This is a genomic window from Peribacillus butanolivorans (assembly GCF_001273755.1).
GTDB lineage: Bacteria > Bacillota > Bacilli > Bacillales > DSM-1321 > Peribacillus > Peribacillus butanolivorans.
In genome coordinates, this window is the sequence record NZ_LGYA01000001.1 from 2,412,602 (window position 1) to 2,430,266 (window position 17,665).

The following is a 17,665-nucleotide window of genomic DNA, read 5'->3' on the forward strand; positions in this document are numbered from 1 at the left end:
TTATAATAAAAATCAATCTCACCTTATAAAGTGTTATTTGAAGCAATATTTAAAGTTTTTATTGAAAAATGTCGACTCCCTATTCCCTATTAGCCTATACTACTTGTCTCTTAAGTTCCTTAAAGGGGACAACCCTTCTTACTCTAATTAAATCTTTGTGAATGAGAATAACACACATGGAATATCTATTAATGAAAAATCTGGATGGTTAAGAAAATGTTGGCTTCTAATACAAATTGTCTAACATATCAATTCGCTTTGGTGCAGCCGTCCCTAGAGCTGTTGCTGGGGGTGAAAAGGTGCTTGTCATTTGATAGTAGGGGGCAGAAAAGGAATGAACGAAAATAAGAAGAAAAATCTTAATCCGAATGACATTGCATTGCCCAGAGGATACGAAATTGACGAATTCTGGCCGGAATTACATACACCTATTAATCTACTGATTCGGCTGAATAAGAAAGAGCAAAAACAAGGTTAATAAGTAACCAAGCAAACCATATCTTACTGGTAAAACCATACTAAGGATAGCGGGTGCCATTGCAAGGGGATTAATGAACAAACCAGCTGCCGGAATCAATCCGCCAGCTGCCTGGAGAGTAGCCACTATAGTACTTAACAGTGCAATGACCGTAATCTTTCTTGAAATAGAAGCTTTTTCATTAAAGGAATAGTGGACTATTTTCGCATGATCTGTAATTGGTTGAAGTAACAATTTATGCTCACCCCTTCAATCGTTCGTCATGCATACAATATTCGGCTTAAATTTCCTTTATTTATTAAAGTTTCGTGAGTCATCTAACGAGAGTCCTTTAAACGTTCACTCAACCTGAAACTTTCTTGGTAATCAACCTCACATTCAACAATTACCGGTCCATCTTCAGATATTGCTTTTTGTAAGACTGTTGTTAGCTCTGCCGCTTTTTTTACCTTATATCCTTTCGCACCATATGCTCTTGCAAAGGCAACAAAATCCGGGTTATTAAATTGGATATTAGATGAATGGCCTAACTTGTTTTTTTGTTCCCATTCAATCATTCCGTATCTTCCATCTCGCCAAATCATAATAACAATCGGTACCTTCAAACGAACCGCTGTTTCAAACTCTGCTATAGACATGATAAAAGCCCCGTCACCGCATACAGCCATTACTTTTTTATCAGGACACGCAAGTTTCGCACCAATTGCTCCCGGAAGTGCGATCCCCATTGAAGCAAGCCCATTTGATAGGATACATGTATTTGGCTTTAATGTCTCATATTGCCGGCCAATCCACAATTTATGGGCTCCAACATCTGATAGTAAAATATCATCATTTGATAGAACTTCCCGTATTTCCTTAATGATACGTTGAGGAGACATTGGGTATGAATTACTGGTTGAATGTAACAATTGATCTGACAATATCGTTTCCTTTACATTACGATAAAATGGATCGATTTCATTCCTTTGATCAATTTGGTCAATTAAACGCAAAAGATTTGCAGACAAGTCACCAACAAGGGATGCCTTTACCGGATAATAGTTATCTAACTCATGGTCTTGTACATCGATATGAATGATAGGTGATAGTAATGGGTTCCATTTTTTAGGTTCGTATTCGATAGGGTCATATCCGATAGCAATGACTAAATCTGCGCGACTAAAGGCTTTATTGACAATATCACCTTCTGGTAGTCCAATTGTCTGTAAATGCAGTGGGTGATTTTCTGGAACTACGCCTTTCGCCATAAATGTTTCTGTGAAAGGGGCTTGAAGCCTTTCGATTAAAGTTAAAATATCAGTAGATGCTCCACCTTTTGAAGCATTATTCCCTATCAAAAATAGGGGGAATTTTGCTTGATTGATAGCCATAGCCACTTCATTGATTGCTTGCTCAGATGACCGTACTTTTTTGTCATAAAGCTGAGTTTGTAAAGGTTCTCCATGCACAAGGGAGGAGGCGATATCATTCGGAAACTCGATATGAATGGCTCCAGTCAAATCCTTTGCAGCCAATGCAAAAGCTTTAGTTATAATTTTTGGAATAACGGAACCATCGTAAATAGTTGTACTCCATTTCGAAATCGGGTGATATAGCTCGAGAATATTTATGTATTGATGAGCCCCCTTAAACTGCATGTTGAGATCGGTCTGTGCCGTAATCGCGATTAGCGGCATTCGATCCAAAGTAGCACAGGCAACACCCGTCACCATATTGGTGGCCCCGGGTCCAAGTGTTGAAAGACAAACTCCGGGTTTTCCTGTCAACTTACCCATCATCCCAGCGATAAACGCTGCTCCAGTTTCATGCCGGCAAACGATAAACTGTATGCTCGACTTATTTATCGCGTCCAACAAATCTATGTTTTCTTCCCCCGGCACTCCAAATATGTATTCAACACCCTGACCCTCTAAACATTTTACAAAAAGCTCTGCTGCCTTCAAAAATACATCCCCTTCCCATAAAAGCCACTAGTTTTCCCTTATTAACTTACCTTTTATCTATCCCCTTTCAGAATGGATTTATTCGAGATCGAAAATAGTTTATTACTGAATTTATATCTGGGTAAACAAATTTGTTATCTCAAGTAATTTCTATGAGTCACTATCAAATCGTGTGAGTAAAAAATCGAAGTTGGCCCCCTCGTAATGGGGATGTTTTATTTTCCCATAATATTGTTTCTCACTTCGTTTATACAAATCCTAAACTATGGGATTTTTTGTTTGTATTTTGCAGTGCCTTCAATTGTTCTTAGTTTTTATTAGGACAGAGCTTTATTATGAAATAGTGAATTTAAACGAGGATAAGGAAGATTGGAGTTTATTATAAAAGGATTGTATTCTATAAGTGGCAAAATTTTTTTGGTGGATTCTACAATCTCTCTGATCTTATATTCCATTTGTATTCATATTTTCTAGTTTGTCGAAACCTTTTTTATGGAACTCATGGAAATATTTTTGATTTTGAACAGTTAAATGTTACAATATGTAAATAAATCATGTAGCATTGAAAAACAATATAATTCATAGGAGTGAAACAAATGTCAGTTGATGTTTATATTAATTTTAATGGGAACTGCCGTGAAGCAGTAGAGTTTTACGCACAGGTTTTTGGAACAGAAACACCACAAATTATGACCTTTGGAGAAACACCACCTAACCCTGAATTCCCTCTCCCAGATGAAGCAAAAAATTTAGTTATGCACACAAGGCTTAATATTGATGGAAGTAATGTAATGTTTTCTGATGTTTTTCCTGGTATGCCTTTTGTTGAAGGAAACAACATAAGCCTTGCAGTAGTTAATAAGAACATGGATGAAATTAAATCTATCTTTAATAAACTGAAAGAAGGCGGCACAGTAGTTATGGACCTTCAAGAAACATTCTGGAGCAAACTCTATGGTCAGGTAACAGATAAGTTCGGAATTATTTGGCAATTAAATTATGACACTGGAGAAATGTGAAAATACATTTTTGCTAGCAATTTCCAATATAGGATATAGGGCCTTTCTTCTAGAGAAAAGTTTCTATATCCTTTTTGTGTTTCTAATACTAAAAATACCCTGTTTATCAAGTTGTGGATGTTGTAGGGTTAGATTCTAAAAGAAGTAATGAGATTAAGACTAATAACTGGTTACATTTCACCAATGACAAGTATACATTACATCTTATTATCAACAAAAAGGTTACCTTTCGAAAAAAGTCAGTATGTTTAGACTTTAAGGTCTATATAGACCATCAGAATGTCTGATTTTGAAGTTAGGTTTGGATCAATTATTAACTTATAAATTCAGAGGTTCAATAAAAGTTACAATACGTATATCCTTCGTTTGATAGTGCATGTAATACAACTTGGATTGCTTGATGTTATTTAACAGTTTCATATTAGGTTGGTGCATTAAGATAAGTTTATAGTGCACTTTTTCGAACAGGTTAGCTGTTCAAATACCCTCATTTAGTCTAGGTTTGGCTGGATCGCAGTTAGGCTTTTCAGAATTTGTCGATTCAGCGAGCTTCATCAAATAATAACATTCTTCACGCGACATATGATCCGCCATTAATGGAGAAAATGTTCCTAGAGCTTGTGCACTAAGTTCTAGTTCCTCCAATTCATTTAGAAAGTGCTGAAAAAGTTTTATTTCTAATGTGACGTCTACATTCATCTTTTCTAATGCAGGAAAAGTGGATAAATTAGTCCGTAAATATCCCGCCAATTCGACTGCTTTTATATAATATTCATTAAAATGCTTCGTATATTGGTCACTTTTCTCTTTTAATCGTTTTTCAACATCATCCAATTTGGATGATATGGCACCCGCATGCCCAGCGGCATCTAACAGCCAAACCAAATGATGATGAAGTTCATGATAAACTGGTGGGGTTTGATTGGATTTAAAGTGTTTTAATAACCTTAAATATTCTTCTAATTCGTTCACCATATGATTAAGAAATGTAGGTGAAAGATGTATTTTGATTTTCCCTACTAAATGTTTTTTCATTAGGTTTAACTTAAACTCTCGAAGTTTTAAAGCCGCATCTTCTGCCGCAAAAATCAATTGTGAAATATCTTCCGAATTGACTTTACCAAGGAGAGTGTCAAATATTTGAATAAACTCCGATGCAATTTCAATATTTTCTAGTTCAACCGGTGCTAAAGACTCATGGATAAATCGGGAATGATCCCCTAAGATTTGCAGCCAAAACTGATGCTCGAATCTTGCTTTCTTTTCCCATACTTCGCTCATTTATTATCCTCCATATCTTAATAATCGAAAACATTTATGATTTTTTATTCCTTTACGGATATACTTATGAACAAAAAAATGAAAAAAGGTCAGCAAAGTGTGTTTGCCCGCAAGTTTTTTTATTTGATTATCATTTTTAACGGAAAGAGAAAGGTTCGCTGCAGTCCTCTTTGCTCTTCAACTTATACTACCAAGCAACTGTAGAATGTATATTCACTAGTTATTACATTTCCCAATAATCTTAACCTCACAATCGGTTTGTATAAGCCACAAGTGACGTATAACAATGTGTAGAGCTTATTTATCTTAGGTCGGATTAGAAAGAACATTTTCATTATTGCAGTTGGTTTTGATATCCCACTTGAACAGTAGAGTTTTACACTTTCATCACCATCTTCATAGAATTACTATATAGACTTTTATCGTCCCAAAATTTCGGAATACAAAAAACGAGCCACTGAATAATTGGCTCGCCTTCGTAAGAAAATTAATAATTTGAATCATCCACATCAGCTTCCATATCGATTTCCATATCCATTAAAGCCGAGCTCAAGCTTTTTCCATGTCGATCCAAAGTAAGTGATTTTGTGACGCCCCCTCCTAATGCGTTTTGCATGACAAAGTTCAATGCGCCAATTTTCGGCAGTTCATACCTAACCACATCACCCTTCACTATTTCGTGAAAGTAATCCTTAACCTTTTCTGCTGTTACCTGTTTTTTTACTTTTTCATAATCTTCCATACGATAGACGATGACGGAAACATTTGAAATATTTCCTTTATCCCCTGACCTAGAGTGAGTGACTTGCTTGAGTTTCAATCTTGCCGACCTCCTCGTACGTTACTTCGATTGTAATCTCTTCGCTAGGAATAAGAATGGATGCAATTGATACAACCTCTTGGACATTAACCCGAACACCACCGCCTCCAGCAGGCCCATTAGTATAGAGTGCTTCCACCTCTTGGCCGATCACATCAGCAGCTCCTTTATCAGCCGTCCTGGCAGCCACTCTTAATCGTACCTCGGATAGCCTTTCTCGGTCATACAACGGCTCTGAAATAGAAGATCCATACAGTGAATTAGAACCAATATGATCGATTCTCATTTCTTGAATCTCTATATTAGCCTGACTCAACCGGTGCCTCACTACTTCTTCCGCCTGTCTTGACCTTTCCAAACAACCCGAACCGCCGTAACTAATTTCTGCTTCAACTATGTATCCGTCCACGTAGCCGATGCTCGTTTTATAGAGACCACTCTTCTCTTTTCCAGACACCCCAGTAATATGCACTTGGTTTGTCACTTTTTCTATCACTTCTATTTGAGAGAAATCAGCAATAACATCAGGAGTAAGATATCGGGTTGGGTCGTGAATTTCATAAACAACTTGTTCCTTTACGGTCGCAGCCGTAACCATACCTCCCGAATCCTCAAGCTTGGTTAAAAAAAAGTCCCCATTTCCCTGTACTTCGGCGATCGGATAACCGACATTCCATAAGTCAGGAACATCCTTATACCCCGGATCGGCGAAATAACCACCTGTCACTTGGGCTGCACACTCGAGTAAATGACCAGCCGCTGTCCCCTTACCAAGAAGCTCATAGTCTGTATCCTGCCAACCAAATTCATGCTGAAGTGGTGCAACTACTAATGAGGGATCTGATACCCGGCCGGTAATTACAATATCTGCCCCTTCTTTCAACGCGGTAACAATTCCAGAAATTCCGATATATGCATTTGCAGAAATTATGGAAGACTTCACATCTTTCAATGGTACTCCGGTTTCTATAATTGAGCATTCCGAGTACTTCTCGATGTTTGGATACACATCATCTCCAATTACTGCTGCTATTTTTAAATCATGGATGCCTTTTTCCTCTGCTATATTCTTAACAATCTTAGCTGCAGCGAGTGGGTTTGCTGCTCCCATATTGGTAATTAATGTGACATTATTCTCGACACACAGTGATAAGACCTTATCCATACGATACTTCAATAAATGGTTATACCCCATATCAGGATTTTTCATTTTCTCTTGCTGAGCAAGGGCAATTGTTCTTTCTGCTAAGCATTCAAAAATGATGTAATCCAAATTTCCTTTTTGTATTAATTCCATCGCTGGTTCAATTCGATCGCCTGCATATCCCGCACCTGAACCAATTCTAATCTTCTTCATAAGATATTCCTCCCTTCAAGCTCCAGTAGGAACTGGAGTCGTCACGATTGATATAATTTAACTGATTGAAGGGTACGCTTTGCACGTTCTACAATAGGAAGGTCGATCATTTTCCCTTCAAGTAGTAATACACCTTCCCCTTTGGCTAATGCCTGTTCGAACGCTCTTACAATTCTTTCTGCTTCCTCGATTTCTTCAATATAAAGGTCTGCTCTTTTTTATTATTGGAATGATTCATAGCGATATAAGAATTCGATTTCCTATATTTTTATTTGTTATATTTTTCAAAAGTTTCAATAACTACCCTAGTTAATATCTCAATTCCTGTGAAAATGGCGTCCTGATTAAATACCATGTTGGGATGATGTAGACCAGGCTCTAAATCGCAGCCCACACCCAGCATTGTGGCCTTGATTGCAGGCCTTTCTTTTGTATAAAAATGAAAATCCTCTCCACCGGGGGTAATAATAGGCCCCACAAGCCCTTTAGCCCCTAAGGTGTTTTCGATTGCTTTCTCCATAAATTCTGCTGCTTCTTTATCAACAGATGCGGCATAAACTCTTTCTTTGTGTTTGAAGCTTATTTGGCATTGATAGAAGACAGACATTTTTTTCAGGACATCATCCACCTTTTCAATCAATTCATCCATCGCTTCATTTGTTTGCGCACGTAAATCAAGGCTGAACTTGGAGGATCCAGGTATAATATTCGCATTTTCCCCTCCCGCAGAAACCTGTGTCATTTTGACTGAATAAGATAGTTGCGGGTTTAGACGGATTCCTTTAATTTGTTCAACAATCGAACTAATCACTTCAATGGCATTTAAAGTTAAATGAGGTCTTGCGCCATGTCCGTCAAATCCGTGAATCTCACCAAATACTGTATCAGCTGAGCCATGAATGATGCCTGAAGAAGCTTGTCCATACTTAATTTCCTGTATAGGACGCAGATGAAGACCATATAGAAAGTCAACATCATCCAGTACCTGTTTTTCAATTATCTTTAAAGCACCTTCACCAACTTCTTCAGCTGGTTGAAAAATAAATTTTAATGTACCTGGAAGAATAATCTTCATTTTTCTTAATAAAAGCAAGACACCTAATACAATCGTCATATGAGCATCATGTCCACAGGAATGGTTAGCACGAAAAGTGCCGTCCACATCTTGAAGTAGAGCATCCATATCAGCTCGTAATCCAATCGTTAAATTACTTATACTGTCCTCTGGTGACCACTTACCTATAACTCCAGGCATATCCGAAAAACTGGTCACTTCAAGCCCGTTTTGTTGGATCACCTTTGAAATATAAGATGTAGTCTGAAACTCTTTCCAGCTCACTTCAGGATTCTCATGAAGATGGTGGAAAATCTCCAAAACTTGAGGTTTTATTTCCGTCAATAATTCCTTCATCAAACCGCTCCTTATTTTCTCAGGAGACACCGAGAGCGACTGCCGCTATTAATGCTAAACAAGCAATCAAAGTCCATCCGAGAATTAATTTCCAAATAAATTTAACCCATCTCTCATACGGAATTCCAGCAATAGCCAGGTATCCCATTAATGCTGAGGAAGTTGGAATAATTGAGTTCGTAACAGAATCCCCATATTGGAAGGCAAGAACGGCAAGCTGTCTTTCCAATCCCAAAATATCAGTAATAGGAACCATAATTGGCATTGTAGCCGCAGCCTGTCCACTGCCTGAAGAAATGAATAAATTAAGGAATGCTTGGGTGAAAAACATACCTACGACATTCAATGTTTGTGGTAGGTGACTTATCCCCGATGCTGCCATAAAGACTAACGAATCTATGATTTTACCTTCTTCTAAAACTACTGTAATAGCCCTTGCAAAGCCGACGATCAAGGCACCAAATGTGACTGCTCTGGCTCCTTCAATAAATGAATCAAAAAGTTTCCCCAGTTGTAAACCGCCAACCAGCCCGCTAACGATACCCATAATCAAAAAAGAAGCCGTGAGCTCTGTTAAAAACCAGCCCCATTTAAACACGCCATAAATGTTAAAAGCCAGACCAAAGATCATTGCTAGAAAAACTAGTTTATGGCGTCCGGTCAACTCAGGGAATTCAACTAACCCGGTCGTTTGTTTTTCTTTTTGTTCAATATCATAGATTACACTTTTTTCAGGATTCTGTTTTACCTTATTTGCATAACGGCTGACATACCAAATGGCAAATGCCAGCACAAAAATATAGACAACAAAACGGAATCCAATTCCAGAGAATAAAGGTACTTCAGCTAGTGATTGGGCAACCCCTACCGTGAACGGGTTGAGCATGCCTCCAAAAAATCCGCTAGCAGCACCAAGGGTAATCATAGCCGTTCCAGTAACCGCATCAAAGCCCATAGCCCTTGCTATCGCGATCCCTATAGGCACGAAGATAATGGTTTCTTCTGCCATCCCCATGCTAAAGCCGCCTATGGAAAAAAGCAACATACTCAACGGAATTAATAATTTTTCTCGCCCTTCAAGAGATCGTACCCCTTTATAGACCCCTGCTTCAATCGCACCAGTAGTTCGAATAATACCAAATACACCACTTACAAGAAAAATATAAAAAATAATCTGGGCTCCCTTTTCTAAGCCCAATGGAATGGACGTGAAAAGGTCAAAGAAGCTCACAGGATCACGATCAATAGCATGATAGCTTCCGTCGACAACAAGCATTCTACCCGATTTCTCATCTTCAACACGATCGAATTCACCGGCTGGAATTACATATGAAGCAAGCCCTGCCATGATGATTATGATAAATATGAGCGTATATGTATGTGGCACTTTTAACCATGCCTTTTTCTTAACTGTCACATTATTTTTTTCAGTTTCCATTATTTCACCTCATCCTAAATGATTTGCTACATCCGGTTTCAATAAAAATATTAAACTTGCTCTTTTTTTATGGTTAATTGCCCAAGAACTTCCTCGTTGATATTAATTCCAAGCCCCGGTTCTCTTGTAAGATGTACATAGGGAATTTCATAATCAAGATTTCCAATGTCCTGACTGAATAGCAGTGGACCTGTCAGTTCTGTACTGGTAATATTTTTTCGTGAAATGGCCGTATGGTATCCTGCTGACGATCCGATTGAGGATTCTACCATGGACCCAATTTGGCAGCTGATACCTGCAATCTCAGCTGTCTTTGCCAATTGGATTGCCTGATAAATTCCACCGCACTTCATTAGTTTTATATTGATTTTATCTACGGCCTTCTTTTTAATTAGTTCCTGTAGATGGTACCCGTGATGGATGCTTTCATCAGCCATAATGGGAATGGTTGTTTTTTCTTTGAGTTCTGCAAGACCGTCAATGTCTCCCATTCTTATCGGCTGTTCTAACCATGAAAGGTGAAATGGTTCCAAGGCTTTTACTGCTGGAAGGGCATTGGCATAAGTTCCCCATCCCTGATTGGCATCTACCCGAATTGGAAACTTCTCCCCAACTTTTTCTCGAACCGCTGCTATACGCTCTACATCTGACTCAATATCCCAACCTACTTTAAGTTTTAACGAAGTATATCCTTGGTCGACAGCTTCCTGAGCTTTTTCAGCCATAATCTCTGGTTCGTCAATACTTAAAACTTTTGCAAACGTTAGGGATTCATGAAATTTCCCACCTAATAAATCATAAATCGGCAATTTTGTGTATTTTCCCATAAGGTCATAGCACGCAATATCAATGGCCGCTTTTGCTGAGGGATTTCCCATAATGGCCGAATTCATAATGTAGTGAATTTTTTCCAAATTAAATGGATTTTCTTGTTTCACTGCAGGCAAAAGGACATGCTTTAATACTTCGAATGTTGCATAAAACGTTTCCCCTGTTACATGTTCATCAGGTACTGCTTCACCATATCCTACTAGCCCGTTATCGGCTATCAATTTTACGATAACAGAAGGCATATACTTATATGTTTCATAGGAAATAACAAATGGTTCTTTTAAAGGCAAATGAGTGGCATAAATTTCACAACGTTCAATAATCAAAACTAAGCTCCCCTTTCATACTGTCGCTATATGTCGTTAATAAAAATAATATATACTAATCCCATTTTTCTGTAAAGTCTGAATTTTTAAAATCCAATTAGGGTCTTTAATTTTTCTGTAGCTAAATATAAATTTCGAGGTCTTCCTTGATCGTAAGGATGCTCCTCACCTCCTTTTAAAAGACAGCCTCCTTCAATGAGCCTTTTAATGAATCTTTCTGCCGATCGTCGGGTGCAATTCATGTATTCTTCTAGCTCTGCTGCAGAAAAAGCCCGAAAATTGTTTATGGAAATAAACTGATGAATTAACTTTATATTTTTTGCACTCATTTTAAGTTCACTAGCTAGTTTTTGAATAGTTTCATCCTCATTTTTCAATTCCACAAGGTGATTTTCTTCAAATAAAGGTCCTTGTAATTTTTGATCTTCATCCACCAAGCATGCAATCGTTTTACTCTTTAGAAATTTATTAGTAAAAAATAACGCTTGGGCTGAATGTTTTTCCGCCTCCTGAATTGTATACCCATACCCAATACCTATTTGGAATAAATTTTGAAATTCTCTTTCCATTTGTCCGATAATATCATTATAAAAATCGTTTTCGAACGCCTGCAATGCTCCACGTGTTGTATAAATCAAATATGGATTTAAGTATTCAAGAGAAACACGAGCTTGTAGCCTTTTACTCAACTTCTGTAAAAAATTCAAAAATGAATCACTCCCATTAAGATTTTGTTGATAATCTTGAATAGAAATAACTGCAATCTGAGATTCTTCCGTTTTCTTTAGTTTCAACAAAGATATAGCTCTTGTTAGGCTTTCAATTAAGGTATGTTTGGGCTGGACCATATATCTAGAAGGAATGGATAGCCCTTGAAGCTCCTGATAAACTGCATGAATACTCGTTAGTGCAAAAAGGGTTTTTCCTTCCTTATATTGTTTGCTGTGAAAGTGGACAAATTCAGCTATATTTAGTGCCTGGGTTTCTTCATCCCTCTTATATATCCAAGGGTAATCCTTAACATAAAGGGACTTTTCTACGATTTCTGATTCTTCCAGTACCTTCATTAACCGGCTTTGATCCGGTAAATCGATAGAAATTTCATTCAAAGTCACTTGTTCCCGATGAGAAATCGATAATAACGAGAGCGCTACAGTCAATTCATCAAAAGGGACATATATAGCTTCTATGAAATTTCTTTTAACTTGCTTGTACCCATAATAAAAAGGGATTGAACCTGAAAACAATACTAAATCAGTTTGTTTACCAGCTTCTTCTATTAACAGACTACTTTCTTCCGGCATCTCGTACTGAAAGGAAATAAATTGTACTTCAGGAAATAAGGGATAATGAACAGATAAGGATTCTAAAAAATACTTTGAGCCTATAACACCAATTTTCATTATGTTGTTTCACCTCTAAAATGAAATATAATTATATTATAACGACAGAATCGTATCAGTAACTATTTTAAATTAAATAATATACCAAAGTCCTGCACGCTCCCGAGGGTAAGTACCAATCGACATCCAGTTAAGAAATTTGTTGTTCCCATAACCTTTATTGGTCCAGTTAGAATAGTTTCAGCTACGCTGGTATTAGGGTTGTTGTTTTTTTACGTTGGAAAATCAATATGTCAAGAGCAAGAGTAATATAATATCAAATAGGTAAATCCGAAGGAAAATCAGTTGTTTCATCCCCAATTCGTTTTTTCATATTTCTTGTCTTTCGTTTTAAACCTCTTAACTTCTCATTACGCATGATTATCTCCTATCTAATATCCACTCAATTTTAACATTTTTCCCAATATATTATTGCTGCTTTTTTAGAGTTTCCTATTTTACGAAATTCAATATTCTCGATAGTTACATAACAGTTGGATGTATTACTTTTGCTATTATTTTTTTGTTTAAAAGTTTTACTTTGTTGCTTGTAATTATCAATTAAAAGTACACCACTTTAAGCGATGTACTTAATTTTGTTCTGATATAAGAGCATGTTCCATCAGGTAGTACAGTAATTTTAAATCCTTTCATTTAATAAATTTTCATTTAAAAAAATAAGTGCAGCAGTCCGATAGATTTCTGTAGTCTCCTCAAGTTCTTCCATATCAACATATTCATTAATTTGATTTTGACTTCCCTGTCTCCTGCTCCAGTCGTGACAATTGGGGTACCAGCCAAATGAAGGAATGTGTCATCTGTTGCTCCTGGGACTCCGTTATTTACCGCTTCTTTTCCAGCCTTTTCATTTTTTTCTACTCAAATACTTTCAAGTGAAAAAAATCCCCTTTAAGTACCTTTTTTCATCTAGATTATTTCCATATGACATTCCGCGAAACAAAATAAAAAAACCTGAGTCTATTTTTCAGGTTTTTTAGTGTTCTATTTTATTTTACTACCAAAGAAATGCAAGAAAGATTAAGGACGCAATTGCCCCAAAGGCAAATCCATTAGCAGCCCCCCGACCAAATCCTGAATTAAAACCAAAACCAAATCCAAATCCTCCAATGTTATCACCATCATCAATTGGACGAATATAAACGCGGTTACGAGTAACCCGATGTATGATTCCACGATGAACCGTCCCTCTATTTGTACGAATTTCTACTGGTCTTCCAACACCTTGCCTGCACTTGTGATAATAATTGTGGTTTCCCATTTTAACACTCCCCTTGTGTAATCGTTCTACATCGTATGCATCCGGGGACTAGCCTGCATAGATTAAACACCTAATACAAATTAAAAGTCTGTTTCAGATTTACCTTTTTGTTGATTTCAATCACGCATTGATTCAGCTGCATAAAATAAATGAATTACTTTTTTAAAGGAGACAATGCAATGAATCATTCATACCAAGACGCCTTAGCATTCTTAGGAATTGAAGGGGCTCATCCTGGAGGATTTGAACTAACTAAACAACTCTTAAAGAATGAAAAAATAGACCAATCCACAAAAATCCTTGATGCTGGATGCGGAACAGGGCAAACATCTCAATTCTTGGCTCAACACTTTCTTTGCCAAGTTTTCGCATTGGATAATCACCCTGAGATGGTAAAACATGCAAACCAACGATTTCAACAAGCTAACATACCCAGTAATGTTTATATGAATTCCATAGAAGATTTACCTTTTACTAATAATTATTTTGATTTTATCATGGCTGAATCCACAACAGCATTCACTAATATTCAACAATCGCTTTGTGAATATTACAGAGTCCTAAAACCTGGTGGTACTTTGCTTTCTATTGATATGACGGCAGAGACTGAACTTAACCTTAATCAAAAAAAGGAAATAATGAAATTCTATAATTTAACGAATGTCTTGACACAATCGGAATGGTTAAAAGCATTCAAAAAGGAGGGATTTAAAAATCTAAAAATTCTAAAGTCGAATACAGTTTTAGAAGAATTAAAAAATTCATCAGCTGTCGATAACCTCATTCTTCCTTTAAATGAATCTTTGGAACAAATCATAGAGGAGCATTATCGGCTTGTCCTAACTTGTGGAAACAGTTTGGGATATAGAGTATTTAGGGCAAATAAGGAATAGCCCAATAAAACTCTAATATATATATAAATATTTTTATGGAACAAATCTGATAAGGTGGTTGTTTTCTCCATTCATCTCTATCAATTATACATTCCACTTGAATTCGTAACTAACAAACTGTGCAAAGTATACAATCTCCAAGGGAATGAAATTATCGTTAAATCAGCTTCATATTTTCATCTTTAAATTAATTAATAAAAAAATTTAAAGAGGCTGTCCGAATTTTGAAACAACCTCTTTTTCACTTTATATTTCTTAATTTTCTTATTACATCTAATGACTCCGTTTTATTTACAAAGAAATAGCTTAAATAAAATTTGTGTCAGCTAAATTAGTGTTTTTGTCCTGTTGAAGAATTATTCCCTTCAAAATCCTATTTAGGTTATACAATTATTATTTGGTAATTTCTAACAGTTTCATAAACTTTGTAGCTTCGGAGGAGTCCCAAACAGGAATCTTAGATTATGCTTTCTCTTTTGAACGAACGAATTGATTAAAGAATGAAAGTATCTTTTGATAGACGGCAATTTCATTTTCCTTCTTTGAAAAGCCATGTCCTTCATCTTCTAACAACATATATTCAACATCTCTTCCTTTATCCTTTAATGCTTGCACAATTTGGTCTGATTCTTCTTTGACAACACGAGGATCGTTTGCACCTTGAATAACAAGCATTGGCTTTGTCATAGAGTCTAAATAAGTGATTGGAGAATACTCAATGAGCTTTTCTTTATCTTTTTCCGGATTTCCTACCCATTGATCCATAACTGGCTTCCAATCTTCAGGAACCGAATTGATAAAAGAGAATAGATTTGATGGACCGAAAATATCAACAACCGCTTTAAAGTAATCAGCATGGCGACCGTGAAGAAGAAGAGCCATATAACCACCATAGCTTCCACCCATTAATAGTATATTTCCTTTTTGTGCATATCCATTTTTTATCAACCAATCTAGACCAGCTACATTATCTAAGCGTGGCCCATATCCCCAGTCTCCTTCTACCATTTTCATAAATTCCAAACCATAACCAGAAGAACCACGAAAGTTTGGAGCGAAAATACTGTACCCATGATTTAAAAAGAACTGAAATGAAGCTCTAAAAAATTTCCGTTCTGCCGCTTGTGGACCTCCGTGAGGCCAGAAAATAACTTCACCATTATCATTTTCCTTTTTTGCCCTAAAAAATAATGCTTCAATCTCCAGGCCATCAAAAGATGGGTATGTTATGACATCCGGTTCAACTAAGTCATTTGAATCTACTCCAGGAACAGAATACTGGGTTAATGATATCCACTCATTTCCCAATCGTTTATAAATATTATGAGGCTTAGTTGCACTCCTTCCTAATAAGTACAGAGTGCCTGATTTAGCGACTTCAAGCTTTTCAATGACACTGCAAGGGGACGAAAGCTTCTTCCAATCAGTACTTTGGAGATTGTATTCATATAAATGATCCTCTACACCCTTTTGACTAGTTACATATAATAATTGATGCTCTTTACTATATTTTAAGCCATCAAAACTCTCATTTTCCAATTCTTTAACTTTACTGAATTGGTCTGTTTCAAGGTTGTATGAAGCCAAATAGGTAAAATCTGAATCATAATCAGTCAGTAAATATACCATTGAATCTGAAACAAAAACACCATCATTAACTGTGTGTTGTTTCTCAGTAGGAGGCGTAAGCAGGATATTTTCATGGCCGCGTTTCGCATATAGAAGAGTATATGTATTAGCAAAGTGTTTATAGTATAGTAAGGTTTCTTCATCTGGGCTTAAGCCATATAAATACGTTGCTGCATCCTTTCCTTCTAGAACCTTTGTTTCACGCCCTGATTCTAAATCTAAACAATAGGCATTCAAATAGGACGGATTTCCTTTCGATGAAGTGTAATAAAGTTTATTGCTGTCTTCCGATAACATCGGCATAAAATTACGAGTATCTTCATGATAGACAATTTCCTTCATCGCCCCACCTTGCAAGGGAATCCCGTAAAATTGAGTATTTTCATTGCCGTCTTGGTCAAATCCAGCAATAATAAACCTGCTTTGCTTATCATATAAAAGACCTTGGCAGCTTTGATCCACAAATGTGAGCGGATAAGGGAAGGTGTTTGGCAGATTCATCCCCCATAAATTATACTTACCACTCAAATTCGTACTAAAAACCAGCTTCTTTTCATCTGGACTAAGTGCAAAATCACCAATAGAAAAAGTTCGCAAAAACTGCTCAACATCAGGCTTAGGAAATGAAATCATCGTTTGCAACTCCTTATATTTTTAATATAATGAAAAATCTGTAATTATTATACCATATTTTACCTTATATTTAAAAATAAAACTACTACTCTTGCGATCATTGCCCCGACCTAAAGTACCATTCATTTTAACAGGATCAAATGGTAATTATATAATCACCATTACAAGATAAAATACTTCTCAACAAATCACTATAATTGAATTAGTTAATATATATAGATTTCATAGTACTCTTTGTACACATCCCAATAACGAATCAATTACAAGACAAAAAAGCGACACTTGTTATCATTGGGTATTAAGCCAGATCCAGATGGAAAGGGACGGCATTCAGAAAAAGTAAAAAGAGAGCCACTCCGCAATGGAATGGCTCTCGGTTGACAAATCCACACACAAAAAAGAGCTAGGCTTGTTCTGAAGAAATATTTATCATCTAATCATTATATGATGATCAAAGACCACTACTAATACCAAATAGTTACCGCTTTCTTATAGGCGTCACTATTAGGGATAGCATGTATCCCCTGGGCCTGTGCCTTGCGCGGGTCTAAGTCATATACCATTGGTGTATAACATGAGGTCTGCCCTTTATTTACAACACCATTTCCTCCTGTGCTGTTACACGTATAAGCTTTACCATCTGTGCTTCTAACGATTCTAGCATCCGCTTCATGATTGTATACAGCCGGACGCGTAACAGTAACTTTCGCCCAGGCAGTTTTACAGGTAGTGCTGAATTTCAATTCTACATACGAAACGGAATCAATCCATTTTGTATCCTTCGTAACAGCCGAGTTTGCACAACTATTATAGGTAGGGCTTTTTCCATCATAATTATGATTTTCGGCTAGTGCTTGATTATTCCCAAATATAAAAAAATCAATAACGAACATCGACAACATCATTACTAACGATAAACCTATCATTTTAAGTTTATGATTC

The 17,665-nt window shown here is 36.6% G+C and carries 14 protein-coding genes and 1 pseudogene; 2 read left to right on the forward strand and 13 right to left on the reverse strand.

The annotated features are described in order from the left end of the window. Window positions 1–436: 436 nt before the first annotated feature. Window positions 437–712, reverse strand: a complete 276-nt coding sequence (locus AKG34_RS11100) for a hypothetical protein (RefSeq protein WP_053346130.1) — start codon at window positions 710–712, stop codon at window positions 437–439. Window positions 713–795: 83 nt separating this feature from the next. Further along, the gene (locus tag AKG34_RS11105) at window positions 796–2,424 is read right to left on the reverse strand and encodes an acetolactate synthase large subunit (RefSeq protein WP_053346131.1); all 1,629 of its coding nucleotides are present in this window, start codon (window positions 2,422–2,424) and stop codon (window positions 796–798) included. 596 nt (window positions 2,425–3,020) lie between these two features. Here AKG34_RS11105 and AKG34_RS11110 point away from each other — a divergent pair. Continuing rightward, window positions 3,021–3,443, forward strand: a complete 423-nt coding sequence (locus tag AKG34_RS11110; protein ID WP_053346132.1) for a VOC family protein — start codon at window positions 3,021–3,023, stop codon at window positions 3,441–3,443. A gap of 477 nt (window positions 3,444–3,920) precedes the next feature. Here the strand turns inward: AKG34_RS11110 and AKG34_RS11115 are convergent, their stop codons facing one another. The 9 genes and pseudogenes from AKG34_RS11115 to AKG34_RS11150 all read right to left on the reverse strand — a co-directional run bounded on the left by AKG34_RS11115 (window position 3,921) and on the right by AKG34_RS11150 (window position 13,568). Beyond that, a complete protein-coding gene (locus tag AKG34_RS11115) occupies window positions 3,921–4,724 on the reverse strand; it encodes a DUF2935 domain-containing protein (protein ID WP_053346133.1) in 804 nt (267 codons plus the stop codon). 487 nt (window positions 4,725–5,211) lie between these two features. Continuing rightward, window positions 5,212–5,544 carry an AtuA-related protein gene (locus AKG34_RS11120; protein WP_053346134.1) on the reverse strand — a complete coding sequence of 111 codons (333 nt, stop codon included), beginning with the start codon at window positions 5,542–5,544 and terminating at the stop codon, window positions 5,212–5,214. Beyond that, complete coding sequence (locus AKG34_RS11125) at window positions 5,516–6,901, reverse strand: acyclic terpene utilization AtuA family protein (protein WP_053346135.1); 1,386 nt, start codon at window positions 6,899–6,901, stop codon at window positions 5,516–5,518. The genes AKG34_RS11120 and AKG34_RS11125 overlap by 29 nt, the downstream gene beginning before the upstream one ends. 268 nt (window positions 6,902–7,169) lie before the next feature. Beyond that, window positions 7,170–8,312 (reverse strand): M20 peptidase aminoacylase family protein, encoded by a 1,143-nt coding sequence (locus tag AKG34_RS11130; RefSeq protein ID WP_053346136.1) that lies wholly within the window; start codon window positions 8,310–8,312, stop codon window positions 7,170–7,172. Window positions 8,313–8,331: 19 nt separating this feature from the next. Further along, entirely contained in the window at window positions 8,332–9,750 is a 1,419-nt protein-coding gene (locus tag AKG34_RS11135; protein WP_053346137.1) for a YfcC family protein, read from the reverse strand. A gap of 50 nt (window positions 9,751–9,800) precedes the next feature. After that, window positions 9,801–10,907, reverse strand: a complete 1,107-nt coding sequence (locus AKG34_RS11140) for a mandelate racemase/muconate lactonizing enzyme family protein (RefSeq protein ID WP_053346138.1) — start codon at window positions 10,905–10,907, stop codon at window positions 9,801–9,803. A gap of 86 nt (window positions 10,908–10,993) precedes the next feature. Next, window positions 10,994–12,310 (reverse strand): hypothetical protein, encoded by a 1,317-nt coding sequence (locus tag AKG34_RS11145; protein WP_053346139.1) that lies wholly within the window; start codon window positions 12,308–12,310, stop codon window positions 10,994–10,996. Between the two features lie 619 nt (window positions 12,311–12,929). Continuing rightward, window positions 12,930–13,144, reverse strand: a pseudogene (locus tag AKG34_RS28850) (M20 family metallopeptidase); the annotation flags it as partial. Between the two features lie 160 nt (window positions 13,145–13,304). Further along, the gene (locus tag AKG34_RS11150) at window positions 13,305–13,568 is read right to left on the reverse strand and encodes a hypothetical protein (protein ID WP_053346140.1); all 264 of its coding nucleotides are present in this window, start codon (window positions 13,566–13,568) and stop codon (window positions 13,305–13,307) included. 179 nt (window positions 13,569–13,747) lie between these two features. Between AKG34_RS11150 and AKG34_RS11155 the strand changes: the two genes are divergently transcribed. Next, a complete protein-coding gene (locus AKG34_RS11155) occupies window positions 13,748–14,461 on the forward strand; it encodes a class I SAM-dependent methyltransferase (protein ID WP_053346141.1) in 714 nt (237 codons plus the stop codon). A gap of 462 nt (window positions 14,462–14,923) precedes the next feature. On the opposite strand, the gene AKG34_RS11160 is transcribed toward AKG34_RS11155, so the two are convergent. Continuing rightward, entirely contained in the window at window positions 14,924–16,723 is a 1,800-nt protein-coding gene (locus AKG34_RS11160) for a S9 family peptidase (RefSeq protein ID WP_053346142.1), read from the reverse strand. Window positions 16,724–17,187: 464 nt separating this feature from the next. After that, window positions 17,188–17,628 (reverse strand): YjfA family protein, encoded by a 441-nt coding sequence (locus AKG34_RS11165; protein ID WP_407946285.1) that lies wholly within the window; start codon window positions 17,626–17,628, stop codon window positions 17,188–17,190. Between the last annotated feature and the right edge of the window lie 37 nt (window positions 17,629–17,665).